The organism is Emticicia sp. MM, from assembly GCF_001649495.1.
In genome coordinates, this window is sequence record NZ_LXHX01000045.1 from 1 (window position 1) to 23,719 (window position 23,719).

Annotated in this window: 26 protein-coding genes; 9 read left to right on the plus strand and 17 right to left on the minus strand. The window is 34.5% G+C overall.

Going from position 1 to position 23,719, the window contains the following annotated elements; translation table 11 throughout:
* Nucleotides 1-97 precede the first annotated feature (97 nt).
* Both A6M55_RS06525 and A6M55_RS06530 read left to right on the plus strand, forming a co-directional pair.
* Complete coding sequence (locus A6M55_RS06525; RefSeq protein ID WP_064196961.1) at nt 98-1,339, plus strand: 3-phosphoshikimate 1-carboxyvinyltransferase; 1,242 nt, start codon at nt 98-100, stop codon at nt 1,337-1,339.
* Nucleotides 1,340-1,409: 70 nt separating this feature from the next.
* The gene (locus A6M55_RS06530) at nt 1,410-2,333 is read left to right on the plus strand and encodes an aspartate carbamoyltransferase catalytic subunit (RefSeq protein ID WP_015030548.1); all 924 of its coding nucleotides are present in this window, start codon (nt 1,410-1,412) and stop codon (nt 2,331-2,333) included.
* 46 nt (nt 2,334-2,379) lie between these two features.
* Here A6M55_RS06530 and A6M55_RS06535 read toward each other — a convergent pair whose 3' ends face one another.
* A complete protein-coding gene (locus A6M55_RS06535; protein ID WP_064196962.1) occupies nt 2,380-2,787 on the minus strand; it encodes a hypothetical protein in 408 nt (135 codons plus the stop codon).
* Between the two features lie 80 nt (nt 2,788-2,867).
* On the opposite strand from A6M55_RS06535, the gene A6M55_RS06540 reads away from it, so the two are divergent.
* A complete protein-coding gene (locus A6M55_RS06540) occupies nt 2,868-3,401 on the plus strand; it encodes an NADH-quinone oxidoreductase subunit C (protein WP_305952881.1) in 534 nt (177 codons plus the stop codon).
* Between the two features lie 244 nt (nt 3,402-3,645).
* On the opposite strand, the gene A6M55_RS06545 is transcribed toward A6M55_RS06540, so the two are convergent.
* Nucleotides 3,646-4,428, minus strand: a complete 783-nt coding sequence (locus tag A6M55_RS06545) for a queuosine precursor transporter (RefSeq protein ID WP_015030551.1) — start codon at nt 4,426-4,428, stop codon at nt 3,646-3,648.
* A 48-nt stretch (nt 4,429-4,476) separates the two neighbouring features.
* On the minus strand, nt 4,477-5,130 hold the full coding sequence (locus tag A6M55_RS06550; RefSeq protein WP_064196964.1) for an ABC transporter ATP-binding protein: 654 nt from the start codon (nt 5,128-5,130) through the stop codon (nt 4,477-4,479).
* Nucleotides 5,131-5,347: 217 nt separating this feature from the next.
* On the opposite strand from A6M55_RS06550, the gene sucC reads away from it, so the two are divergent.
* Nucleotides 5,348-6,568, plus strand: a complete 1,221-nt coding sequence (gene sucC, locus A6M55_RS06555) for an ADP-forming succinate--CoA ligase subunit beta (protein ID WP_015030553.1) — start codon at nt 5,348-5,350, stop codon at nt 6,566-6,568.
* A gap of 65 nt (nt 6,569-6,633) precedes the next feature.
* Here sucC and A6M55_RS06560 read toward each other — a convergent pair whose 3' ends face one another.
* The 9 genes from A6M55_RS06560 to apaG all read right to left on the minus strand — a co-directional run bounded on the left by A6M55_RS06560 (nt 6,634) and on the right by apaG (nt 15,372).
* Complete coding sequence (locus A6M55_RS06560) at nt 6,634-6,996, minus strand: heavy-metal-associated domain-containing protein (protein ID WP_015030554.1); 363 nt, start codon at nt 6,994-6,996, stop codon at nt 6,634-6,636.
* Between the two features lie 26 nt (nt 6,997-7,022).
* Nucleotides 7,023-8,093 carry a YncE family protein gene (locus A6M55_RS06565; RefSeq protein ID WP_064196965.1) on the minus strand — a complete coding sequence of 357 codons (1,071 nt, stop codon included), beginning with the start codon at nt 8,091-8,093 and terminating at the stop codon, nt 7,023-7,025.
* Between the two features lie 82 nt (nt 8,094-8,175).
* Nucleotides 8,176-10,431 (minus strand): TonB-dependent siderophore receptor, encoded by a 2,256-nt coding sequence (locus tag A6M55_RS06570; protein WP_064196966.1) that lies wholly within the window; start codon nt 10,429-10,431, stop codon nt 8,176-8,178.
* Between the two features lie 4 nt (nt 10,432-10,435).
* Nucleotides 10,436-11,494 carry a YncE family protein gene (locus A6M55_RS06575; RefSeq protein ID WP_064196967.1) on the minus strand — a complete coding sequence of 353 codons (1,059 nt, stop codon included), beginning with the start codon at nt 11,492-11,494 and terminating at the stop codon, nt 10,436-10,438.
* Nucleotides 11,495-11,509: 15 nt separating this feature from the next.
* The gene (locus A6M55_RS06580; protein WP_015030558.1) at nt 11,510-12,238 is read right to left on the minus strand and encodes a PepSY domain-containing protein; all 729 of its coding nucleotides are present in this window, start codon (nt 12,236-12,238) and stop codon (nt 11,510-11,512) included.
* 283 nt (nt 12,239-12,521) lie between these two features.
* Nucleotides 12,522-12,956: an HYC_CC_PP family protein gene (locus A6M55_RS06585; RefSeq protein ID WP_064196968.1), complete on the minus strand. Its 435-nt coding sequence runs from the start codon at nt 12,954-12,956 to the stop codon at nt 12,522-12,524.
* 68 nt (nt 12,957-13,024) lie between these two features.
* Nucleotides 13,025-13,366, minus strand: coding sequence for a tRNA-binding protein (locus tag A6M55_RS06590; RefSeq protein ID WP_015030560.1), 342 nt, complete (start codon nt 13,364-13,366; stop codon nt 13,025-13,027).
* 60 nt (nt 13,367-13,426) lie between these two features.
* Nucleotides 13,427-14,827 carry a class II fumarate hydratase gene (gene fumC, locus A6M55_RS06595; RefSeq protein WP_015030561.1) on the minus strand — a complete coding sequence of 467 codons (1,401 nt, stop codon included), beginning with the start codon at nt 14,825-14,827 and terminating at the stop codon, nt 13,427-13,429.
* A gap of 155 nt (nt 14,828-14,982) precedes the next feature.
* Nucleotides 14,983-15,372: a Co2+/Mg2+ efflux protein ApaG gene (apaG, locus tag A6M55_RS06600; RefSeq protein WP_015030562.1), complete on the minus strand. Its 390-nt coding sequence runs from the start codon at nt 15,370-15,372 to the stop codon at nt 14,983-14,985.
* A 193-nt stretch (nt 15,373-15,565) separates the two neighbouring features.
* Here apaG and ung point away from each other — a divergent pair, with 193 nt between their 5' ends.
* Nucleotides 15,566-16,231 carry a uracil-DNA glycosylase gene (gene ung / locus A6M55_RS06605; RefSeq protein WP_064196969.1) on the plus strand — a complete coding sequence of 222 codons (666 nt, stop codon included), beginning with the start codon at nt 15,566-15,568 and terminating at the stop codon, nt 16,229-16,231.
* A 48-nt stretch (nt 16,232-16,279) separates the two neighbouring features.
* Here the strand turns inward: ung and lepB are convergent, their stop codons facing one another.
* From lepB to A6M55_RS06630, 5 genes are all read right to left on the minus strand, one after another.
* Nucleotides 16,280-17,413 (minus strand): signal peptidase I, encoded by a 1,134-nt coding sequence (lepB, locus tag A6M55_RS06610; protein ID WP_015030564.1) that lies wholly within the window; start codon nt 17,411-17,413, stop codon nt 16,280-16,282.
* A 47-nt stretch (nt 17,414-17,460) separates the two neighbouring features.
* A complete protein-coding gene (gene dapB / locus A6M55_RS06615) occupies nt 17,461-18,183 on the minus strand; it encodes a 4-hydroxy-tetrahydrodipicolinate reductase (protein ID WP_064196970.1) in 723 nt (240 codons plus the stop codon).
* A gap of 28 nt (nt 18,184-18,211) precedes the next feature.
* Nucleotides 18,212-18,832, minus strand: a complete 621-nt coding sequence (locus A6M55_RS06620) for a DUF5683 domain-containing protein (protein WP_015030566.1) — start codon at nt 18,830-18,832, stop codon at nt 18,212-18,214.
* An 80-nt stretch (nt 18,833-18,912) separates the two neighbouring features.
* Nucleotides 18,913-19,851 (minus strand): ParB/RepB/Spo0J family partition protein, encoded by a 939-nt coding sequence (locus A6M55_RS06625; protein ID WP_015030567.1) that lies wholly within the window; start codon nt 19,849-19,851, stop codon nt 18,913-18,915.
* 65 nt (nt 19,852-19,916) lie between these two features.
* Entirely contained in the window at nt 19,917-20,699 is a 783-nt protein-coding gene (locus A6M55_RS06630) for a ParA family protein (protein ID WP_015030568.1), read from the minus strand.
* A 383-nt stretch (nt 20,700-21,082) separates the two neighbouring features.
* On the opposite strand from A6M55_RS06630, the gene truA reads away from it, so the two are divergent.
* The 4 genes from truA to A6M55_RS06655 all read left to right on the plus strand — a co-directional run.
* Nucleotides 21,083-21,811: a tRNA pseudouridine(38-40) synthase TruA gene (gene truA / locus A6M55_RS06640; RefSeq protein ID WP_064196972.1), complete on the plus strand. Its 729-nt coding sequence runs from the start codon at nt 21,083-21,085 to the stop codon at nt 21,809-21,811.
* A gap of 1 nt (nt 21,812) precedes the next feature.
* Nucleotides 21,813-22,286 (plus strand): GNAT family N-acetyltransferase, encoded by a 474-nt coding sequence (locus tag A6M55_RS06645; RefSeq protein WP_064196973.1) that lies wholly within the window; start codon nt 21,813-21,815, stop codon nt 22,284-22,286.
* On the plus strand, nt 22,286-23,242 hold the full coding sequence (locus A6M55_RS06650) for an L-threonylcarbamoyladenylate synthase (RefSeq protein ID WP_064196974.1): 957 nt from the start codon (nt 22,286-22,288) through the stop codon (nt 23,240-23,242). Before A6M55_RS06645 ends, A6M55_RS06650 begins: the two co-directional genes overlap by 1 nt.
* A 147-nt stretch (nt 23,243-23,389) precedes the next feature.
* Nucleotides 23,390-23,719 (plus strand): WbqC family protein (locus A6M55_RS06655; protein ID WP_197491671.1); only part of this gene is annotated, 330 nt, incomplete at its 3' end.

Sequence of the window (23,719 nt, forward strand, 5' to 3'; positions counted from 1 at the left end):
GTAAATCTATATATTTATTATAAATTTCATTTTTAGAATCCAGCATTTTTCGAATTATCCTTATCTTTGCGGGTGAATACAGAACCATAGCAGATTAATGGATAAGATAATTCTTCACAAAAGCACCAACCCGTTCGACGCAAAAATAGCATTAGCTTCCTCAAAGTCAGAAAGTAATAGAGCCTTAATTATCAATGCATTAGCCAATTTCGAAGGCGATTTGCAGAATTTATCAACAGCACGTGATACGCAAACGATGATTCGTTTGTTGAAGGCTATTGACCAGACTGCTGATGTGATTGATGCGGGTACTACAATGCGTTTTCTTACAGCATATTTTACGGCTACAAATCAAAATAAAGTCATGACTGGCACGCCACGTATGTGTGAGCGTCCGATTGGGATTTTAGTTGATGCATTAAAAACTTTAGGGGCGGAAATCGAATATTTAAAAAACGAAGGTTATCCTCCATTACATATCAAAGGATTTTCTGAGCAAAAAGCTGAAGAAGTATCAATTCGTGCTGATGTGAGTAGTCAATATATCTCAGCTTTATTGATGATTGCTCCAACTTTACCCAAAGGTCTTACACTTAAGCTAACAGGCGAATTGGGGTCGATTCCTTATATAAAAATGACCCTCGAACAAATGAAAGCTTTCGGGGTAAATTATGAGGCCAACTGGGAAGAAAAAACTATCAAAGTGGCCACCAATAAGTATCAAGCCACTTCATATAAAGTAGAGTCTGATTGGTCGGGAGCAAGTTATTGGTATAGCATTGTTGCATTATCTGAATATGAAGATACGAAAGTAGAACTCTTGGGTTTGAAAGAAAATTCATTACAAGGCGATAGTGCGATTGTTGAAATCATGGCTCAATTAGGTGTAAAAAGTAGCTTTACAGCAGATGGCGTACTTTTAACTAAAATTCCAGCTCATGAAAAACTAGTTTGGGATTTTACCAATTGCCCAGATTTAGCTCAAACTGTGGCGGTTACTTGTGCTGCTAAAGGTATTCCCGCCATATTTACAGGTATAGAAAGCTTGAAAATTAAAGAAACAGACCGTGTATTGGCTCTTCAAAATGAGTTGAAAAAATTTGGTGGAGATTTAGTGGAGGTTGAAACAAATACTTCCTATGAAGTAACAAGCACTCAACCTTTAGCCATTGCAAATGCACCGTTGACTATCACAACGTATGATGACCACCGCATGGCCATGGCATTTGCTCCTTTAGCGATGTTAGTTGATGTGGTAATAGAGGAGCCAAATGTAGTTGTGAAGTCATACCCAAGTTTCTGGGATGATATTAAAAAAATTATAAGTGTTGAATCTTGAAAATTGATTAAAAAAAACTCATAATTCAGAACACTTTATCTATTTTTGCGAAATCTTTTTCAAAAACACAATGCAATCAATCAGTACAAAGCATCTACTCGGAATTAAAGACCTTACGGCCAACGATATACATTTGATTTTAGAAACTGCTAAAGAGTTTAAAGATGTTATCAACCGACCGATTAAAAAAGTTCCTTCTCTGCGTGATGTAACCATTGCCAATGTGTTTTTTGAAAACTCTACGCGTACGCGTCTTTCTTTTGAATTAGCCGAAAAAAGACTCTCGGCCGATGTTGTAAACTTCTCGGCATCAGGTAGTTCAGTTAAGAAAGGAGAGACACTTCTTGATACTGTGAATAATATCTTGGCTATGAAAGTAGATATGGTGGTGATGCGTCATAGTAGTCCTGGAGCTCCACATTACCTTTCAAAACATATCAAAGCAAATATAGTAAATGCGGGCGATGGAACCCATGAGCACCCAACTCAAGCTTTACTTGACGCCTTTTCAATGCAAGAAAAAATTGGTGATTTAGCAGGTAAGAAAGTAGCAATCATTGGTGATATTTTACACTCACGTGTAGCGTTATCAAATATTTTTTGTTTACAAAAATTAGGTGCAGAAGTGATGGTGTGCGGGCCAAATACTTTATTGCCAAAATATATTCGAGAAATTGGTGTAAAAGTTGAACATAACGTTCAAAATGCCCTTCGATGGTGCGATGTAGCCAATGTATTGAGAATTCAATTAGAGCGTCAGCAAATTAAATATTTTCCTTCTCTGAGAGAGTATTCACTCTATTTTGGAATTAATAAAAAAATGCTTGAAGAACTCGATAAAGAAATTGTTTTAATGCACCCTGGGCCAATTAATCGTGGGGTTGAACTTACAAGCGATGCGGCTGATTCATCTCATTCGATAATTCTTGACCAAGTAGAAAATGGGGTAGCTGTTAGAATGGCGGTATTATATTTATTAGCACAGCAGAATTAATATAGAAAGGGCGAACCAACATTCGCCCTTTCTATTTCTAGCAATCTTACCTTCTGCCTTTTCGTCTACCTCTTCTTTCTTGCCAATCTTCTCTTCTTTTTTCTTGATTTTCTTTTAGTGTTTTCATTTGTTCGGGTGTCAGTACCGATTCAAATTTCTTAATGAGAGCCTCATGTTCTGCTTTCATTTTCTCTCGTCTGGCATTCATTTCTGCTTGATGAGACTTACGTAATTCTTCGTTTTTCTTCTCTTGTTCAAGATTAATTTCTAAAACTTTTTTATATTGCTCCTCGTTCAAATTTAAAGATTTTTGCATTCTTTTTGAACGAATTTCAGCACGTTCATCAGCAGTGAGATACATCCCTCCACCTTGTAGATGGGGTCTTGGTTGTTGGGCATAAGTACTTAAGCTCAATACAACAGCCAAAAGGCTTAAAAAAAACTTTGTTTTCATTGCAAAATAATGTTTAATTGTGAGTGTTACAGTACTTAGAGTAAAATCAGCGTAGAGAGTTTAAATAAAAACTGCTATTTTTGCCATATTTAACAAATTTTAAGAAATCAGAAATGGGCTTTGAAGAGATTAAAGGTTTGATAATTAGCATGTTTGGTTCGGATATTATACTAAAAGAAGATAAAGTATCACCGCAACCAAGCATAACTATACCCAATGAGAGATTATTGGAAGTATGTCAGTTTTTGCACGTTCAACCGCAGCTTTATTTTGATTTTTTGGCTTGTATAACTGGAATTGATAATGGACCTGAAGTAGGAACGATGGAAGTTATTTATCATTTTACTTCTATTCCTTATGAGCATAATTTTGTTTTGAAAGTAGAGATTTCGAGAAATAAGGAGGGTGAGCCGCTTCCAAAAGTTTATTCGCTTACACCAATTTGGCGAACTGCGGATTGGCACGAAAGAGAGGCTTATGATTTATTGGGAATTGATTTTATTGGTCACCCAGATTTGAGAAGAATATTAATGCCCGCAGATTGGCAAGGTTATCCGCTAAGAAAAGACTACGAAGAACAGACCGAATATCATGGAATTATTGTTAAATATTAATTTTTTTAATGAATTAGAGTCAGACTGTTTGATTCGTAAGAAATAGAAAAACCGATTTATAAATCACTTATCAACTAAATGTTTGAAAAATGGTTTTTTGAGATTCAATTTTCAACGAAAATTATCAAGTCATAATACCATTACTTTTTCGCCATTAATTTGCCAAAATCAATACAAAAAAAATCGGTACCGAAGGTTTCGATACCGATTGATATTTTATCTTCAAAGTTTGAAATTAATAGCTTCACATAGGCGTAAAGGTAGCTTCATCAATAATTTTATGAGCGTGTTCTTTACCTAAGTACTTGTCAATGATACTGTGGGCAATATAAATGAGTGGTGTTAGTAGAATAGCTACTGCAAATTTGTAAATGTAATTATTTGTTCCAGTTGTCAATACTTCTGTCAAAGTCCAATTTCCAAATATATAAAAAGCAATAAAAACCACCACAAAACTATCAATTAGTTGGGAAACAAGCGTTGAACCAGTAGCACGGAGCCAAATCATTTTATTATTGGTATATTTTCGAAGCCAATGGAAAACTGTGGCGTCAAGAATTTGACCAACCAAAAATGCAGTAATTGAGCCTAAAATAATACCTAAGCCTTGTCGGAAGATAATTCCATAGGCGTCATCAATATTCAAATAATTACCTGCTTTATCTTTATTATTATGATTCACCCAAAAATCGGCGGGTGCAACAATGGTTGAGATGTAAATAATAATGAAAGCATAGGCTATAAGAATAGCAGTGAGATATGAGATTTTTCTAACGCCGGCTTTTCCAAAATACTCATTAATGATATCGGACGTAATAAATACAAATGGCCAGTTTAATACACCCGAAGACATATTAAAATTAAATTTCTGACCAAACAAAGGCAATTGCATTGGAGCTATTCCAAGCGTATTTTCTACTGAAAATATTTTTGCTCCAATCACCTCAGCTACTATCGCGTTTGTTAGGAAAATCCCACATAGAACTAAATAGAGCGTTTGTTTTTTAGTTTTTATCGAATCAGGCATTTTAGTTTAGATAATGTTCATAGAAAATTCACAGTGAACCTTGATGAACTAGCTAATGATTACTCCATCTTGCATGACTAATTTACGGTCGGCCATGTTTGCTAGGTTTTCATTGTGTGTAATGATAACAAAAGTCTGATTGAATTGTTTTCTTAACTCAAAAAATAGCTGGTGTAATTCTTCTGCATTTTTTGAATCTAAATTTCCGCTTGGTTCATCAGCAAAAACTACCGAGGGAGAATTAATTAATGCCCGAGCAACGGCAACCCTTTGTTGCTCTCCGCCAGATAATTCAGAGGGGAAATGATTGCTTCTTTCTTTTAGTCCGAGTAAATCCAATAATTCTTCTGCCTTTTTCAAGGTTTCAGATTTCTCTTTCCCTCCAATCCAAGCGGGTAAACACACATTTTCAATCGCTGTAAATTCAGGCATTAGGTTGTGAAACTGAAAAATGAAGCTAATTTTTTCGTTCCTAAATTTTGCTAACTCTTTGTCTTTCAATGAACTATAATCAATCCCGTTGAGTGAAACGTTCCCCGAATCTGCCTTGTCAAGTGTTCCTAAAATTTGTAATAAAGTTGTTTTTCCTGCACCAGAGGCTCCCACTATTGAAATAACTTCACCTTGACTTATCTCTAAATCAATACCTTTCAATACTTGAAGGCTACCATAATTTTTTTTTATGTTTTTTGCTTTGAGCATAATTGGCTTTTCGACTCTCTCAAATCGGTAATATTAAATTTGTTATAAATTTTTTAATGGTAAATTAATGACTAAAAATAATTAAAAATTGACACCTTTTTAGCATTAAATTTAATTTTATAGCAATTTAGCAATTAACTGAAATTTCATAATTGTTATTTCGGTTTTGTTGATTAATTTAGCAAAAAATTTAAAACTAAAAATAATCCTACTTTACATGAACGTTCACGAGTATCAAGGTAAAGAAATACTAAGCCGTTATGGTGTACGTATCCAACGCGGTATCGTAGCCGAAACGCCAGAGCAGGCAGTAGCTGCCTATCAGCAAATCGCCGAAATGACTAACTCTAAGTTTGCCGTTGTGAAATCTCAAATTCATGCGGGTGGACGTGGAAAGGGTAATATCGTAGGCTCTGAGCAAAGAGGTGTACAATTAGCCAAATCTGCTGATGATGTACAACGTATCTCAACAAATTTGCTTGGAAATGTATTAGTTACAATCCAAACAGGAGCCGAAGGAAAGAAAGTAAATAAGGTTTTAGTTGCTGAAGATGCTTATTATCCTGGCGAAAGTGAGCCAAAAGAATATTACATGGGTATTTTGCTTGATAGAGCAAAAGGATGTAATGTTATCATGGCTTCTACTGAAGGTGGTATGGATATCGAAGAGGTAGCTGAGCATCATCCAGAAAAAATATTTAAAGAATGGGTTGACCCACGCGTTGGTTTGCAACCTTTCCAAGCACGTAAAATTGCTGATAAATTAGGTTTGACTGGTACTGCCAATAAAGAAATGGTTAAATTCGTTTCTTCTCTGTATCAAGCTTATGTTGAGTCTGACTCATCAATGTTTGAAATCAACCCAGTATTGAAAACTTCTGATAATAAAATTTTAGCAGTTGATGCTAAAGTAAATTTAGATGACAATGCTTTGTATCGTCATGCTGATTTAGCTGCTATGCGTGATAAATCAGAAGAAGATCCATTGGAAGTAGAAGCTTCTGAAAGCGACCTTAACTATGTAAAACTAGACGGAAACGTTGGTTGTATGGTAAATGGTGCTGGTTTGGCTATGGCTACAATGGATATCATCAAACTTTCGGGTGGTGAGCCTGCAAACTTCCTTGATGTAGGTGGTGGTGCTAATGCTAAAACGGTTGAAGCTGGTTTCAGAATTATCTTGAAAGACCCGAACGTAAAAGCTATTTTAATCAACATCTTTGGTGGTATCGTTCGTTGCGACCGTGTTGCTAATGGTGTGGTAGAAGCTTACAAAGCAATTGGCGAAATTCCAGTGCCAATTATTGTTCGTTTACAAGGTACAAATGCAGCCGAAGGTGCGAAAATCATCGACGAGTCTGGTTTGAAAGTTTATTCAGCTATTGCATTAAAAGAAGCTGCTGAATTAGTAGAGAAAGTTTTGGGCGAATCTAAGTAATTTTTGCTTATTCAATAAAAAAGGTGTTATTCGAAAGAATAACACCTTTTTGTTTTAATGACAAATTAATCTTTGTGCGAAGCTGAACTTTTTTGGCAGCAACTTGGAAGTGCATCATGTGATTTTTGGTCAGCAATTACTTCATCGGCATCATAACCAATTTTTGAAATTACTTGCTTTATTTTTTCTGGACTTGTCTTTTTTGTGTTGTAGGTAATTGTAACAACCTTATCATCTAAGTTTAAGTTAGAATTGACAATACCTTTTGAAACGCCTAGGTCACGCTCAATACGTTTTTTGCACATACCACATTTAGCTGAGGTTTTTATTTTAATTTCAGCTGTTTTTGGTGGTTCATTGCTTGGGTTTGCAATTGTTAAAGAACTAATTGTAAGCAACACTGCTAAGATTGAAAGTACTTTTTTCATTGTTTGATTATTTTATGGTTAATTAATTATTCTTTTAATACAATCCCGTTTGGATAACTCCCTACTTGAATATCATTTGTTTTTTGGTGAGTGGAAGCATCAATTACTGAAACCGTATTTCCTCTTTGATTCACTACAAATGCCTTTTTTAAATCCTTCGTAAAGGTTATTGCGTGTGCATCATCTCCGGTGGTAATTGTTCCTTTCAAACTCCATAAATTATTTTTTCGTTCAAAATAGGCTACTTTTGTCTGATTGGCTTGGCATATCCAAAGTTCATTTAAAGTTGGATGATAAGCCATTTGCCCAGGTGGAAAATCTAAGTCTAAATATTCCACAATATTTAAAGAAATAGGGTCAATAACATTTATAGTATTGGCTATTTTATTTTCTACGTAAATCTTCCCATCTGCAACCGCCCAGACATTCGTAGGGAAGGGGTCAACTTTGATTGTTTTTTCTATATTTTTGGTTTTTGTATTCAGCACATAAACAAAGCTTGTTTCTCCTAAAGCAATGAAAGCATAAGTCCCATCTTTTGAAAATACAACTTCTGAAGGGTCTGCTCCCAGAGCTACTTTGGTTTTTAATACTCCTGTTCCCGCATCAAATATGAACATTTCGCCAGTATGAGTGGCACTCGCTGTCCAAATTTCCGTTCCATCATTCGTAAATGCTGCGTTAAAATTAGCATTAGCCAGAGGCATTTTCAATAAGGTATTTCCATTTAAAGCATCAACTATGGTTACTCCTCCTTTTTTATCAGTAGCATTGTGTAATAATGCATGACCTAAAGTGAAATCGAACTCAGGAATGGCAACTGCTAATCTTGTTTTATCGGGCGATAGGCTAATATGATGAGGAAATCTTCCTACTTCTGTTAATTGAATTATATTTTTTACACTAAGAGTGTTCAAATCAATAATAGAAATTGTATTACTTCCTCCATTAACCACAAATGCCTTTGGAAAATCATCAACTGCGATGGGTTCTGGGTTATCTTTTTTTTTATTTTTACAAGAATATGTTAATGAACTAAGTAAAAAAACACTAATTGTTAATAATTTAAAGGTAATAGTTTTGTCTTTTAATAACATGGGATTCTATTTTCTTAAAAAACGATTTTCAACCAAAATAATGTATATCAAAAGCAAAACTAATCCTAAAAACTAAGTTTGATTACAATCTTCCTCCTAATTTATACCTTGTTCCAAAATATATAATTCTCCCAACCACGGGTCCCCAAGCACTACCTGCATCAAACCTGCTCCCAAATGGGTTGTCAGGAGTAACAATTGGGTCTTTTTGGGTAAAATTATTTAGATTTTCGCCGCCTAAATAGACATCCCATCTTCTAAATGAACGACTGATTTGTGCATTAATATTGGCAAATGCTGGAGCGTATCTAATTGGCATAGACTCATAACTTGTATGTATGTAAGTTGTCGATAAATTAGGTACTCGACGTATGCCATTATATTGAACAGTAAAATCAAACTTCCATTTATCAAAAGGCAATGCATAACCTACATTGAATAAAACTCTATCACGAGGGACAAACATTTTTCTAACGGTAATTTCTTGTCCTAATGATTTACCTAAAGTTTGCCAAACATCAGAATAACGATAGGCTAATTTAAATTCTAAGCGAGGCATCGGAATTAAATTTAGCTCAACTTGAGCGGAGTTGGCATAGTTTCTACCTTGAGAATTATAGAAATACAAGAAATTAGGGTGTTCTGTATCACCAATGAGTTGATTTTCGAAATAAGTATGGAATAAGTCAATAATGATATTTGATTTCCCAAATGATTTGGTCAAACTTGCACCAAAATTCCACGAAACTTCTGGATTGATTTTTTCTAAAAATCTAACTGTTCTTGAACTAACCAAATTTCCAAAATATTCTGCAAATGGATTAGCAGTTCTGAATCCCTTTCCTGCAGAAAATCTCAATGCCGTTTTTTCAGTAGCATTGTATAAGATATGTAGTCTGGGTGTAAAAATTGTGCCATACAAATTATGAAAATCGAGCCTTGTACCAGCCACAGTGGTTAGTTTATCGAGATATTTGTATGTGTATTCAAAGAATGCTCCTTTGACAATTTCATTTCGTTTGTAAATTAAATCAGCAAATTTTTCGTCAAAATTATCATACAAAAAACTAGCACCAACTTTATACGAGTGATTGGTATTACCGAAAATATCTTGGTAGATTAAGTTTCCGTACAAGGTTTCTTGTTTACCATTGTAAGGACGAAATCCAAACTGTGATTTTGAATCATGAATCACTCCATTAATAATTAATCCTAAACCACGATAAGGTTTTGTTTGATAAAGTTTAGCAGTTTTAGAAAAAAACTCAGCCCTACTAGTTGTATTTGAAAATCTATAAATGAGGTTATCGAGCGAAAGGGGACTTTTATTTATCTGTCCACCCATTCGTGTGTCATACAAGTATTTTACACCAAATTGTGCGACCATTTTATCTGACTCATATTTCCAACGATTGATAAAATTAGCTTGTGTATATTGGGGTAAATCATAGAAATTATCATTGTTTTTATCAATGGTAGTCTGCATAGATGAACCGTGTGAAAGTAAGGCAGTTGACCATTTTTTATTTTCATTCTTAGTCTTGAATATATGTGCTAAATTAAGATTAACTTCACCGCGGCCTAAACTATTAACATAGGTATTAAGATATATTTTTTCTGCAAGGTCGGGCTTTTGAAGTTCAACATTTATTTGTCCTGTCATCGATTCATATCCATTTACTACTGAGCCAGCACCTTTACCAATGTCGATTGATTGAATCCAAGTTCCGGGAATATAATTTAAACCAAAAGTAGTAGCTAAGCCCCTGAGCGAGGGAATATTCTCAACATTTGTTTGAACGTAAGTGCCTGCTAAACCTAATAATTGAATTTGTTTAGCACCAGTAACTGCATCGGCATAACTTACTGATACAGAGGCGTTTGTTTCGAAACTTTCAGAGAGATTACAACAAGCAGCCTTGGCTAAAGCTTTTGAAGTAATGATTTCGGTGTGAATAGGGGAGAGCCTATCCAACGAAGTTGAACTGCTTCTGACAACGACCTCTTGTAATTGATTATCTGAAATTAAATAGATTCTTAAATCGTTTTCATTGCTGATTTCGAGCGTATCAGACTTATAACCTACGAAACTGATTATTAGCTTTTTTGATTTTGACCTTGCAATACTAAATTTACCTTCAATGTCAGTGTTGGTGGCTACTTTTGTCCCCAGCCAATTGACACTTGCACCGATGATAGGTTCCTCTTTTCCATTTGATTTATCAAGCACTATTCCACTGACATTTTGAGTAAATGCTTGTGATTGTGCTGAAATAATTAGAATTCCGATTAAAATTTTTATTCGAAATTTGTATATTAAATGATGTCTATTTTTCATTGGATTAATTTTTTATCACAATTCCATTTGGTTTTTGTCCAACAGGAATATCCTTTATTTTTTGATGATTCAATACATCAATTATAGAAACAGTTAGATTTTTTTGATTAGTAACAAAAGCCGTTTTCCCATCTTTAGAAAATGCAATTGCGTGTGCGTCAAGTCCAGTTTGAATACTGCCTTTTTTACTCCATTTACCATTTATTTTTGTATAGTAATAGACAAAGCTTTTACCGGCATTACTAATCCACAATTCATTTTGAAGCTGATTATAGGCAACATAACCGGGTGTAAAACCCAATTCAATTGTTTCTGTCACTTCTAACTTGCTTGCATTAATGATACTGATTGTTTGTCCAACTTCATTGTCAACATACATGTTACCATCTTCTGCAGGCCATGCACCTACTGGTTCTACACCAACTGGAATTGTTTTGATTACCTTCTTACTAACTGGGTCAATCACAGAAACTGAGTTGCTGCCACCATTGGCCGTAAAGGCGTATTTACCGTCTATTGAAAAAGTAACTTCCGCAGGTTCTTCACCTACTTCAATCGTATTTTTCAATGATAAGTTTTGTGCATCAAAAACTAAAGTTTTTCCATGATGTTCCATTGAAGTTGTCCAAATCTCTTTTCCATCAGGAGAAAAAGTAGCATTGTGATTCGGCTTTTCAAGAATCTTAGTATTGATAATGTTACCATTTTTAGCATCAATAATAAGGATTTTACCTTGCGTTTGATGCTCGCCTGTGTGTCCTTCACTTAAATCTACGCCCGGCACACCAATACTTAATTTGTTTCCATCTGGCGATAAGTAGATATGGTGTGGAAAAAAAATATCATCAGATTTGCTACTGTGTAAGGCACTTAATTTATTGTTTGTATTTAAGTTTATTGTCTTTGTTTCATCCGATGATAAATTAATTACAGAAATTGTCGAGCTTTCACCATTTATGACGAACGCTGCTGGATAATTTACCTCAATTTCTGGTGTAGTGTCATGTTTGCTACATGAGATGGCAATACTAAATATGATTGCTGCAATGATTATCTTTTTCATTTTAATACTTTATGATTATCGCTTTCTGCTTAAAAAGAAAAGTATAAATCCACTTAAAATTGTAAATAAACCAAATATCGAAAACGCTCTCAGTAGCCAATTAGAAATATTATCTCTTCCTTGGTAATCCATGGTATGTAGCATCCACAAAAAGTCAAAAACTCGCCATTTTGAATTTCTAAACTTCTGAACCGTCCCCAATTCACTGGCTACATAGACAGTTGTATTACTTGGATGAACGAAAGTTACTGCGTATGCTGGTAACGGCTGTTCTCTATATTCGTGATGCTGATTTGTATTAGTTAGATAAATAACATTTTTAACTGGGCTATCTGAACTAAAGCTCTTTTTAGCTATTTCAATCGCTTCATTTTTATTCAACGGCGGACGTAAATCTCCTGTTTTAGCATTAGCTAATTGTATTTTTTTATTTCTATCGTGTTCTTTTGAATAAGTAATTTGATAAAAAGGCTTATTCAGAATTTGTATAAGTCGAATGTCAAATAAAAAATTGACAGTGTCTTTAAGCTTTATTTTTTCTATTATTTCAGCGGGATTTACAAATTTTGTATCGGCAGAAAGCGGGTGTATATGTGCTCTTTGATGGTCTCCATGAACATCATCCATATCTGACCAACTGAAATATAAACCACCTACTGTCCAGAGTAAAAATTGGATTCCTAGTATTACACCCAGCCAACGGTGAGTTTTTCTGATTTTTCGCTGAAATACGTTTTTCTTCATACTTTTCTTAATATATGAGTATCAAAAAGGGTATTCAATTAATAAATTGAATAATTAGTGATACTTCTTTAGTTAAAAGAGATAGGTAGCTTGCTAATGAGGAAGAAATCAAGATTTTCTGCTTAAAGTTCTAGTTATTAGCAAATGTAAAATAGCCAATTGGTGTTGTTAAGAAGTATAACAAATCATGGTTATTACATCATTTTATTCTGTAATAACAAAATATTTTGTTTAATTCTTTAAAATACGACTAAATGACTATTAATTTGAGAGGGAGAAGAAATCAAATCAAAAAAGATTGAATGAAAATTCTTATAGAAATACCATTGGATGAAGGTGGTGAGGATGATGGTTTTTTTGAGACTAGATTTTCCAAAATGTCTCTTACCACAGCTCTTAAAAAGTCTGTAATTGTAACTTTTACCCAATCAATGCTTTTTTGTACAAATTTTGCAACTGATTCTGAAGCTGAATAAGAATAATCAACATTTTGGTATTTTTCTTCTTCAGAGCAGCATTTAGATTTTTTTACTACTGGTCTTTCTGATGAAGTATGGTTTTTGAAAGACTTATTGCAGCAAGAAGTTTCGCTTTTGTAAAGTGCAGTTTGTTTGCCTTTTACAGTGCATGAATGCTCAATCAAGCCAAATCCAGTATTGCTTATAAGCACTACCACAGCCATAAACACATTTAATATGCGAAAAATAGCGTTTTTCATTGATTGATTGATTTTTTTACAAAGTTATCTAATAATATACGAGATTTCCAAAAGAAAAGTTCAAGAATTTATGCTAGACGACTTCCATTAGGTACTTTTTGTTGAGGTTCTGATAATACAACTTCTCCGTTTTCAAGAATAAAACCGGTAGTGAGTACTTCAGACATAAAATCTGCGATTTGTCGGGGTGGAAAATTGGTCACACAAATTACTTGTTTACCTAGCAGTTCTTCTTTAGTGTAGAGTTTTGTTATTTGAGCAGATGAACGTTTGATGCCAATTTCAGGGCCAAAATCAATTAAAAGTTTATAGGCAGGTTTGCGTGCTTTAGGGAAATCATTTATTTCAACGATTGTGCCAGCTCTAAGTTCAACCTTTTCGAAATCTTGCCAAGTGATTTGCTCGCTCATAATGTTTCATTTAAAAAGAGGTGCTTGAATCATTCAAGCACCTCTTTTAGAGTATTTATATTATTTTAAGCTACCTACCATATCCTCAGGTTTTACCCACTCATCGAATTCTTCAGAAGTGAGATATCCTAAGCTAATAGCTGTTTCTTTTAATGTAGAGCCATTTTTATGAGCAGTTTGTGCAATTTCTGCTGCTTTATAATAACCAATTTTGGTATTTAGGGCTGTTACGAGCATTAATGAATTATTAACGTGTTTGTTGATGTTATCGTAAAGTGGCTCGATGCCCACCGCACATTTATCATTGAACGAAACACAACCCTCTCCAATCAAACGAGCTGAATGTAGGAAGTTATAAATCATTACTGGTTTAAATACGTTTAATTCAAAATGGCCCATTGCACCGCCAAAATTGATAGCAACATCATTCCCCATTACCTGTGCCGAAATCATTGTTAAGGCTTCACATTGTGTTGGGTTTACTTTTCCTGGCATGATTGATGAGCCTGGCTCATTATCAGGAATAAATAATTCACCAATACCTGCTCTTGGGCCAGAAGAAAGCATACGAATATCGTTGGCAATTTTCATTAAACTTACCGCAACCGTTTTCAAAGCACCGTGTGCTTCAACGATGGCATCGTGAGCGGCTAAAGCCTCAAATTTATTTTCAGCAGTAATAAAAGGTAAACCCGTAAGGCCTGCAATGTGTTTAGCAACTACTTCTGAGTAACCTTGTGGAGTGTTGATACCAGTTCCTACTGCTGTGCCACCTAAAGCTAATTCAGAAAGGTGAGCTAGGCTATTTTTAATTGCTTTTAAGCCATGGTTTAACTGAGAAACATATCCTGAGAATTCTTGGCCTACAGTTAATGGAGTAGCATCCATGAAGTGCGTACGTCCAATTTTCACTACATTCATGAAAGCCTCTGACTTCGCAGCAAGTGTATCACGCAATTTTTCGATACCTGGAATGGTTACTTCAACCAACATTTTATAGGCAGCAATGTGCATCGCTGTTGGAAAAGTATCATTTGATGATTGAGATTTATTTACATCATCGTTTGGATGTAAGAATTTTGTTTTATCAGCAAGGTCACCACCTTGCAAAACATGTCCTCTGTAAGCAATTACCTCATTGCAATTCATATTCGATTGCGTACCAGAGCCTGTTTGCCAAACAACCAATGGGAATTGGTCATCTAATTTGCCAGCTAAAATTTCATTGCATACAGTACCAATTAAATCTGCTTTTTCTTTAGGAAGAACGCCTAATTCATGATTAGCTAAGGCTGCCCCATGTTTTAGGTAAGCAAATGCCTTGATAATTTCTTTTGGCATTTTATTGATATCTTGGGCAATTTTAAAGTTTTCGATTGAGCGTTGTGTTTGAGCTCCCCAGTACACATCAGCAGGCACTTGTACCTCACCCATCGTATCTTTTTCTATTCTGTATTGCATGATTTTTTATAATTATATATAAGCTTACTTGTTAATTTTTTACTGGTGCAAAAATAACTTAGAATTGAATATAGTTTTGAAAAACTATACTTTTTTTACGATTTAATAAAAAAAGCACGAGATTAGTCGTGCTTGCTACTATATCGTAAAATTTGTTAATTCAGTCTGTATGGAACAATCAAATTAAACTCTGGTATTTCTACGTAAAATTGTTTTCCATCAATTAGTCGTTCCATCAAATAACTTCCCATCATTTTACCAATAGTTGTTTTTAGATTACACCCAGATACATATTCATGAGTTTCTCCAGGTTCCAACACAGGTTGTAATCCGATTACCCCTTCACCTTCCACCTCTCTGATTGTTCCATTTGTATCAAATATATACCATTGCCGGCGTTTAAGTTGAATTGTGTTTTCGTTATTATTTTCTATTCTAATTCGATATGTAAATACAAAATGTTCTTGTATCGGGCTAGAATACATTGGTTGATATTCTGTCATTACGGTGACTTTTACTCCGGCAGTTACAGCAGTTGTTGTCATCATAGTATTTTTTTATATAGCAAAAGACTGCTAATGTTTAGATACAATTTGGTAATTAACTTTAAAAATCCCGCAAATAAATCTGATATTTGTTTAAGAGAAAGTTGCTTAACGGACTCAAATTGTCTACTTTTATAGATTCAACGTTGTAAAAATACATAAAATATTAATATCAAATTATTTATTTTAACAAATGGATGTAAGAATTGAAGAAAGTTGGAAAGAAAGATTAAAAAATGAGTTTGAAAAGCCGTATTTTGAGACCTTAATCTCTTTTGTAAAAGAGGCATACAAGACAAGTGTCTGTTATCCGCCGGGTAAATTAATATTCAATGCTTTTGATAAATGCCCTTTTTCACAAACCAGAGTGGTGATACTTGGTCAAGACCCATATCATGGTGCTGGGCAAGCAAATGGTTTAAGTTTTTCTGTAAATGATGGTGTAACTTTCCCTCCTTCCCTTATTAATATATTTAAAGAGCTTAATGAAGATTTAGGTATTCCAATGCCGAAAAGTGGTAATTTAGAACGTTGGGCTGAACAGGGAGTTTTACTTTTGAATGCTACTCTCACAGTACAAGCTTCGATGGCTGGTTCACATCAAAATAAGGGTTGGGAACAATTTACAGATGCAGTAATTAGATGTATTAATGAAGAAAAAGAAGGTGTTGTTTTTATGCTTTGGGGTAAATATGCTCAAGATAAGGGTAAAATTATAGATATCAACAAGCACTTTGTCTTGAAATCTAAGCATCCTTCACCAATGTCGGCAAACTTTGGTGGTTGGTTTGGAAATAAGCATTTCAGCCAAGCAAATAATTATTTAATCAGTCGAGGGCAAAACCCAATTGAATGGTAAAAAAAAAAGCCGAAGTTTAACTTCGGCTTTTTTATTGGTATTTTGTATTTATCTAATAATAGAGAATAATCTACTCCAACGGATTTTGTTTAAGAAACTACCATCTTTATCAATTGACATCCAAATAAATACGGCTTTTCCGACAATATGGTCTTCTGGAACAAATCCCCAGAATCTTGAGTCATCAGAACCATGACGATTATCACCCATCATGAAATAATAATCTTGTTTGAAAGTATATGAAGTAATGGCTTTTCCATCTACTAATAATTTACCATTTTCATATTTAGCATTTTCATTACCATCAAATGTCGTTATTACACCTTTGTATAATGCAATATTTTTCTCATCCAACTGAACAGTCATTCCTTTCTTTGGAATCGTAATTGGACCAAAGTTGTCTCGATTGAATGGGAAAAGACGAGAGTTGTAAGGGAAAGCAGGCATTGTAGTATCTCCTTTAGACATCAATAATGGTGTAATTCCCTTCACAAAATCAAGTTTTTTCATCTCATTCATAGCACCTGCCGTCGATTTTACATAGTAAATCGTTTTATCAGTCATACGGAGGTCTTGCTCGAACTCTGTGATTTCGTACTTATTAAAAATCTTTTCGTTTACTTGAGTGTTCGTTTCAATGGCATATTCCATTTGCATTTTCTCTGGATTGTCTGCAGCTTTTCCGTTGATAAACACTTGTCCATCACGTACTTCAAGAACATCACCTGCAATGGCTACACATCTTTTAATATAGTTGGTTCTTAAATCAACTGGATATTTGTCAAATCCACCAAATTCATCAGGTCTTTCGGGGCATCCTGGATAGTTAAAAACTACTACATCTCCATTTTTTACACTTGTAAAGCCCGGTAGGCGATACATCGGTAGTTGAATTAAATCAGAATAAGATGGTATATCAGTAAACCAAATTTTTTGGTGAGTCAGCGGCATTTGTATAATAGTCTTCGGAGTACGTGAACCGTAATGAAGCTTGCTTACAAATAGAAAGTCATTAATTAATAAACTTTTTTCCATCGAACCAGTTGGAATGGTATATGCTTCCAAAAACATCCATCTGATTAGGGTTGCTGCTACTACAGCAAATAATACTGAGTCCCACCATTCTCTGATTGCAGATTTTTTCTTTTTGGTATTTGTCTCAGTTGTTTGAACTTCTGCCATTGATATAGTTTTCTTAAAATCTAATATTTTATAATTTGATACTTATATTATCTTAAACCAAGGAGGTCAGTCATACTGTAAACGCCTTCTTTCCCGTTTAGCCACTCTGCCGCTACTACTGCACCTAGTGCAAATCCTTGGCGACTATTGGCAATGTGGGTAATTTCTATTTGGTCAACGTCTGAAATATATTTTATGGTATGTGTGCCCGGTACTTTTCCTTCTCTTGACGACCAAATCGGAACTTCATTTTCATTTGCAATTTGGTTATTAACCCAACTATCTTTACCTGACATTTCTTCAATTATTCCTTCTGCTAGCGTAATCGCTGTGCCACTTGGAGCATCTTTCTTTTCAGTATGGTGTATTTCATTACTTGATACTTTATACTCGCTCATGTAAGGATTCATTAATCGAGCTAAAGTTTTGTTAAGTTCGAAAAATAAATTTACACCTATACTATAATTTGAAGCATAGAAAAAAGCAGCTTTATTTTCAATACAAAGGCGTTCTATTTCTGATTTATGTTGAAGCCACCCAGTTGTACCACATACAGTTGGAATTCCAAACTCCATGCAGTATTTTAAATTTCCATAAGCTGATTCTGGTGAACTAAATTCTATGGCAACATCAGTATTTTCATGATTAATTGTCAACATTTCAGCTCTATTAGTGACATCGATTTTTACTGAAATTTCGTGACCACGTTGTAAAGCAATTTGTTCAATTACTTTACCCATTTTTCCGTACCCTAAAAGTGCTATTCGCATACTTCGAGTTTGTAAGTTATTTTGAAAATTAAAAATTTAATCTAAATTTTACACCAGCGGCTGAACCAAATGATGTAGGTTGTACTGATGGTTCGATTTTAAAAGAAATGTCTTCTGTCATATCAAATCCTCTCAGGTGAGCAGATACGTTTGCTTGTATTGCTTGCAAGGTCCAACCTACCGCCAAACCAATCCATGATAGGTCTCTTTGGCGATGATACGCTTTTACTGCAGGCTCAATTTGCGTTTTTACAAATGGCCCACGAAGTTCGCCATTTATTGGTATATACACCTCTGTTTTTTTATCAATTACTATTTCTGATAAGTAGCTCTTATAAAACTTATACTTACCATTATTCCACCAAATTGCATAAATACCTCCGGCAGCAGCTCCATAAACAATTGGAATTACCCAGTATTGTTTATTTGATGCTTGCCCCCAACCTGGAAGTATTAAAGAACGAATGAGTATAGTTCTAGGGATACTTCGTTTATTCGCTGAGTCGGTTTTTATGATTTTCTTCAAAAAACTTGTCTTTTGTGTCGTATCAACGATTGTTTGTACAGAGCGATTAACTTTGACAGAATCAATTTTTTGAGCCCATAAAATATTTGATACGAAGAATAAGACGATTAAAATCCTTATCATTATGTTTGAATTTTTGGTTTATAACGATTTACAGCAAACCATAAGTGCTAAAAACCAAGTATTTAACATTCCTTAACGACTTATTCGCTAACTTTTATTGTATTAAGGATTCTATCTAGTTCTTCTTTAGATGTAAAAGGAATTTTTATTTCTCCTTTATGCTTATCATCGGCTTTTACCAAAACCTTTGTTCCAAAATATCCTTGTAAGCGAAATTGAAGCGATGAAATCTCTTGTTTGATTGTAACTTGTCGAGTAGATTTTCCTTCATCAGGTACTGTCAGCGTTAATCTTCGTACTTCATCTTCCACTTTTCTAACTGACCAATTTTCTTGAACAATTTTATTGAAAAGTTTGATTTGTGTTTCGTGATTATCAATGTTAATCAATGCACGTGCATGACCCATTGAAATCTCATTGTCACGGACTGCCGCTTGAATAACATCAGGTAATTTAAGTAACCTTAGGTAATTGTTTACTGTCGTTCGGTTTTTACCAACTCTATCACCTAACTCTTCTTGTTTCAATTGAAACTCACTTAATAAACGGTGATAACTCAAGGCAATTTCAATGGCATTTAAGTTCTCTCTTTGAATGTTTTCAATGAGAGCCATTTCAAGCATCTGTTGGTCATTTGCCGTACGAATATAGGCTGGTATTTTTGTTAAACCAGCTAATTTTGATGCTTGTAAACGACGCTCACCAGAGATGAGGGTATATTTTCCTGGGCTTGCTTCTTTAACGGTAATTGGCTGAATAATACCAAGCACTTTGATAGATTCAGCTAATTCTTGTAAGGCTTCTTGGTCGAAGTGTGAACGAGGTTGGAATGGATTAGTTTCAACCGATTCAATCATGATTTCGTGCATCGAACTCATGGCTTCCATTCGGCGAGGGGCTGGTGTTTCAAGGTTTTTTTCAGCAGGACCCTTTTCCGAACCCGAATCGGACAGCAATGCTCCAAGACCCCTTCCGAGTCCGGTCATGCTTTTTTTTGTGTTTGCTACCTTAGGCTCCATAAATACTTTTATTGATGAAGAGCTTTAATTCTTCATTTGTGTTGTCGTTTCTGAATAGAAAGTTATCAGTTCTCCTGTCCGAGCTTTCCGTTTTTTACCAAAATTTCACGAGCAAGATTCAGATAACTTATCGCACCTTTGCTATCAGCATCTTGAGCAAGTGCTGGAACTCCATAGCTTGGCGACTCTGAAAGTCGAATATTTCGTGGAATTAAGGTTTGGAAAACCATATTTCTGAAGTGAGTTGTCACTTCGTGCACCACCTGATTCGAAAGACGCACTCTCAAATCATACATCGTCAATAAAATTCCTTCAATCGTCAAAGCAGGATTGAGCCTTTGTTGAATAATTTTTATGGTATTCAGCAATTTCCCAAGTCCTTCTAAGGCAAAGTATTCACATTGTACTGGAATGATAACCGAATCGGCCGCAGTTAAGCTGTTAATTACGATTAAACCAAGCGAAGGTGAACAATCGACGATAATAAAATCATACATGTCTTTTACATCCATGAGTGATTCCTTCATCTTTTCTTCACGTTTCGGAAGATTAATCATCTCAATTTCTGCACCCACTAAATCAATATGTGAAGGCAGTAAGTCGAGATTAGGAAAGTCGGTTTGAATAATAATATCACGCGGACGAATATTATCAACCATACATTCATAAATGCTGTTTTCAACTTCTTTAGGGTTGAAACCCAAACCCGAAGTAGCGTTAGCCTGCGGGTCAGCATCAATTATAAGTGTACGAAACTCTAGTGCAGCTAAACTTGCCGCAAGGTTTATAGTGGTGGTGGTTTTACCTACTCCACCCTTTTGATTTGCAATTGCTATTATTTTTCCCATTTCTTGTGGTTAGAGAAAATTACTGCCTCAAATATCCAACTTTTAATGTTAATAAACAATTAAATGTTCCACGCTGTGGGAAAAATGTTCCACGATGTGGATAAGATTGTTGATAAATGAAGCTGTGTAGTTTGTATTTTTCTAACTTGTTTTTCTTTAAATTTTAAAATAAGTATTTGATTTTTAGGGAAGTAAATTTAAAGAAAATAATTTGAATTAGTTAAAATCCAAGATTGTGAATTTATTAAATTTGAAATAATATTTTTTCAACTTCATCCTTTTGTGCATGAATGTACATGGATTTTGCTTTTTTATTTGAGTAAGATTTCGCATTAAAGTATCAGGTTGAGGCATAAATTGGTAAAAGCTAAGTATCTTTGTGCATGCGATATTTATTAGAATGTTCATATAAGGGCACAGAATTTCATGGATGGCAAATTCAACCAAATGCAATTAGTGTGCAAGAATGTATAGAAAAGGGCTTGTCAACGATTCTAAAGAAGAAAATTGAAATTACTGGCAGTAGTAGAACTGATGCGGGTGTTCATGCAGCTCAGCAATTCGCCCATTTTGATTTGGAAGAGCCTATTCAAGATATTGGAAAATTAGTCAATGCTTTGAACGGGATTTTATCAAAAGGCATTGCTATCAAGGATATCAGAGAAGTTAAGGAAGATTTTCACTCAAGATTTGATGCTACGCATCGCAGATACTTGTATCGTATTTTACAAAAGAAAAATCCATTTTGGCATGAAATTTCTTATTTCTACAAGCCTAAATTAGACCTTGAAGCGATGAATAAGGCTGGTAAATTAATGGAAAAATACATTGATTTCCAGTGTTTTAGTAAGGTAAATACAGATGTTCAAACATTTAATTGTAAAATTGAACTTGCCTATTGGGAGCAAAATGAAGATTTTTTGTTTTTTCATGTAAAAGCCGATAGATTTTTAAGAGGAATGGTAAGAGCAATTGTTGGAACAATGATTGAGGTAGGCTTAGGAAAATTAAGTATTGAGGGTTTTGAAGCAATAATCGTTTCAAAAGATAGAAATAAAGCGGGTAGGGCAGTTCCACCCGAAGGTTTAACCTTGATGGAAGTTGGATATTGACATGGTAAATATTGAAATTAATAAAATCAGTTCTGAACAAGATTTAGAAGATGTAAAACAACTTTTTCGTGAGTATGTGGCATTTCTACAAGTAAATCTTGATTTTCAAGGTTTTGAAGAAGAACTCGCCAAACTTCCTGCTAAATATGCGGAACCAGATGGTTGTATGTTTTTGGCCAAAGTCAATGCTCAGCCGGCGGGTTGTGTTGCGTTGTGGAAATTGGAAGATGGTATTTGTGAAATGAAGCGTTTGTATGTAAAACCTGAATTTCAAGGCTTAGGTTTGGGAAAAATGCTTAGTCAAAGACTAATGGAAGAAGCCCAAATAAAAGCTTACCATACAATGAAGTTGGATACACTAAAACGTTTAGTGTCGGCCAATAAATTATATCAAAATCTTGGTTTTTCTGAAACAAAACCTTACAATTTTAATCCTGAACCTGATATTGTATACTTTGAAAAAAAAATAGTTTAATGGCAATTATTGGTAAAAATATAGATAAAGCAATTGAGGTGCTCAATTCTGGTGAGGTTATTGGTTTGCCAACGGAAACGGTTTATGGACTCGCAGGAAATGCTTATAACACAGAAGCTGTAACAAAAATATTTTCAGTTAAAAATAGGCCTAACTTTGACCCGCTTATAGTGCATACTTCAAGCATAGAAAGAATCAACGAGTTTGTGACTGAAATTCCAGAAATGGCCTTGAAGCTTGCTAATAAATTTATGCCGGGCCCATTAACTTTACTTTTGCCTAAAAAAGAAAACATTTCAGATTTAGTTACTTCTGGATTACCTACGGTGGCTGTTAGAATTCCTAATCATCCTTTGGCAATTGAACTTTTAGAAGGTATTAATTTCCCATTGGCAGCTCCGAGTGCCAATCCATTCGGATATATTTCACCAACAACCGCCCAACATGTTGATAACCAATTAGGTACTAAAATTCAGTATATTTTAGATGGTGGTGAGTGTAATGTTGGCATTGAATCTTCAATTGTTGGTTTTTTTGAAAATGAAGTCGTTGTTCTAAGAAAGGGTGGCTTGGCCATTGAAGAAATTGAAGCAATTGTGGGGCCAATTAAAATTAATGAACATTCTTCATCCAATCCTCAAGCACCTGGAATGCTGAAGAGTCATTATGCTCCTAGAACACCTTTATCGTTTTGGGGCGAAAAATCATTTTCGATAAAGGATTTTTCAAATACTGGTTTTTTAGCTTTCAGAGATTATAATCATGTTATACCTAAAGAAAACCAACTTGTTTTATCTGAAAAAGGTGATTTAAACGAAGCTGCAAAAAACTTATTCGCATACATGCGTTTATTAGATTCTAAAGGATTTAGTGAAATTTTCACTGAATTACTACCTGAAATAGGCTTAGGAAGAGCCATTAATGACCGAATCAAAAGGGCTACAACTAAAGAATAATTCAAGCGTTTTTTTAGGTATTCTTTGAATTTGATTCGGAGAAACAAGTTGAATTCAAATTTTATTTACCCTTTCCAAATAACATTCCTGTCTGCAAATACTAAAATTGAAAGGAATTATATATTTTTTGGAATTATTTTTTGTTAGATGGAAACTCAAGATAAACAGACTCTACTAATAGATTTGCATTATTTGCCCAATCTAGAATTCTTTACGTATCTACAATCCTTTCCCAATATTATACTTGAGGCAAATGAAAATTTCATTAAGCAAACTTACAGAAATCGTTGCTATATTCTTGGTGCAAATAAAGTTGAGATGCTCACCGTACCTGTAATAGATGGAAACAAAAAGGTATTAATAAAGGATTTAAAAATTGATTATAGTCAAAGATGGAACATAATTCATTGGAGAACCATTAGTGCGGCTTATGGTAAATCTCCTTTTTTTGAGTTTTACGCCGATTATTTCCAAAAT

What these genes read in the sequence shown, in the direction of transcription:
- A6M55_RS06650 (WP_064196974.1), top strand. Translation starts at nt 22,286, where the DNA reads ATGGCAATTATTGGTAAAAATATAGATAAAGCAATTGAGGTGCTCAAT.
- A6M55_RS06580 (WP_015030558.1), bottom strand. Translation starts at nt 12,238, where the DNA reads ATGAAGAAAAACGTATTTCAGCGAAAAATCAGAAAAACTCACCGTTGG.
- A6M55_RS06550 (WP_064196964.1), bottom strand. Translation starts at nt 5,130, where the DNA reads ATGCTCAAAGCAAAAAACATAAAAAAAAATTATGGTAGCCTTCAAGTA.
- A6M55_RS06630 (WP_015030568.1), bottom strand. Translation starts at nt 20,699, where the DNA reads ATGGGAAAAATAATAGCAATTGCAAATCAAAAGGGTGGAGTAGGTAAA.
- A6M55_RS06570 (WP_064196966.1), bottom strand. Translation starts at nt 10,431, where the DNA reads ATGAAAAATAGACATCATTTAATATACAAATTTCGAATAAAAATTTTA.
- A6M55_RS06545 (WP_015030551.1), bottom strand. Translation starts at nt 4,428, where the DNA reads ATGCCTGATTCGATAAAAACTAAAAAACAAACGCTCTATTTAGTTCTA.
- apaG (WP_015030562.1), bottom strand. Translation starts at nt 15,372, where the DNA reads ATGACAACAACTGCTGTAACTGCCGGAGTAAAAGTCACCGTAATGACA.
- A6M55_RS06535 (WP_064196962.1), bottom strand. Translation starts at nt 2,787, where the DNA reads ATGAAAACAAAGTTTTTTTTAAGCCTTTTGGCTGTTGTATTGAGCTTA.
- A6M55_RS06575 (WP_064196967.1), bottom strand. Translation starts at nt 11,494, where the DNA reads ATGAAAAAGATAATCATTGCAGCAATCATATTTAGTATTGCCATCTCA.
- A6M55_RS06565 (WP_064196965.1), bottom strand. Translation starts at nt 8,093, where the DNA reads ATGTTATTAAAAGACAAAACTATTACCTTTAAATTATTAACAATTAGT.
- A6M55_RS06525 (WP_064196961.1), top strand. Translation starts at nt 98, where the DNA reads ATGGATAAGATAATTCTTCACAAAAGCACCAACCCGTTCGACGCAAAA.
- dapB (WP_064196970.1), bottom strand. Translation starts at nt 18,183, where the DNA reads ATGCGAATAGCACTTTTAGGGTACGGAAAAATGGGTAAAGTAATTGAA.
- lepB (WP_015030564.1), bottom strand. Translation starts at nt 17,413, where the DNA reads ATGGCAGAAGTTCAAACAACTGAGACAAATACCAAAAAGAAAAAATCT.
- A6M55_RS06590 (WP_015030560.1), bottom strand. Translation starts at nt 13,366, where the DNA reads ATGAGCGAGCAAATCACTTGGCAAGATTTCGAAAAGGTTGAACTTAGA.
- A6M55_RS06560 (WP_015030554.1), bottom strand. Translation starts at nt 6,996, where the DNA reads ATGAAAAAAGTACTTTCAATCTTAGCAGTGTTGCTTACAATTAGTTCT.
- A6M55_RS06530 (WP_015030548.1), top strand. Translation starts at nt 1,410, where the DNA reads ATGCAATCAATCAGTACAAAGCATCTACTCGGAATTAAAGACCTTACG.
- A6M55_RS06625 (WP_015030567.1), bottom strand. Translation starts at nt 19,851, where the DNA reads ATGGAGCCTAAGGTAGCAAACACAAAAAAAAGCATGACCGGACTCGGA.
- truA (WP_064196972.1), top strand. Translation starts at nt 21,083, where the DNA reads ATGCGATATTTATTAGAATGTTCATATAAGGGCACAGAATTTCATGGA.
- A6M55_RS06620 (WP_015030566.1), bottom strand. Translation starts at nt 18,832, where the DNA reads ATGATAAGGATTTTAATCGTCTTATTCTTCGTATCAAATATTTTATGG.
- ung (WP_064196969.1), top strand. Translation starts at nt 15,566, where the DNA reads ATGGATGTAAGAATTGAAGAAAGTTGGAAAGAAAGATTAAAAAATGAG.
- sucC (WP_015030553.1), top strand. Translation starts at nt 5,348, where the DNA reads ATGAACGTTCACGAGTATCAAGGTAAAGAAATACTAAGCCGTTATGGT.
- A6M55_RS06585 (WP_064196968.1), bottom strand. Translation starts at nt 12,956, where the DNA reads ATGAAAAACGCTATTTTTCGCATATTAAATGTGTTTATGGCTGTGGTA.
- fumC (WP_015030561.1), bottom strand. Translation starts at nt 14,827, where the DNA reads ATGCAATACAGAATAGAAAAAGATACGATGGGTGAGGTACAAGTGCCT.
- A6M55_RS06645 (WP_064196973.1), top strand. Translation starts at nt 21,813, where the DNA reads ATGGTAAATATTGAAATTAATAAAATCAGTTCTGAACAAGATTTAGAA.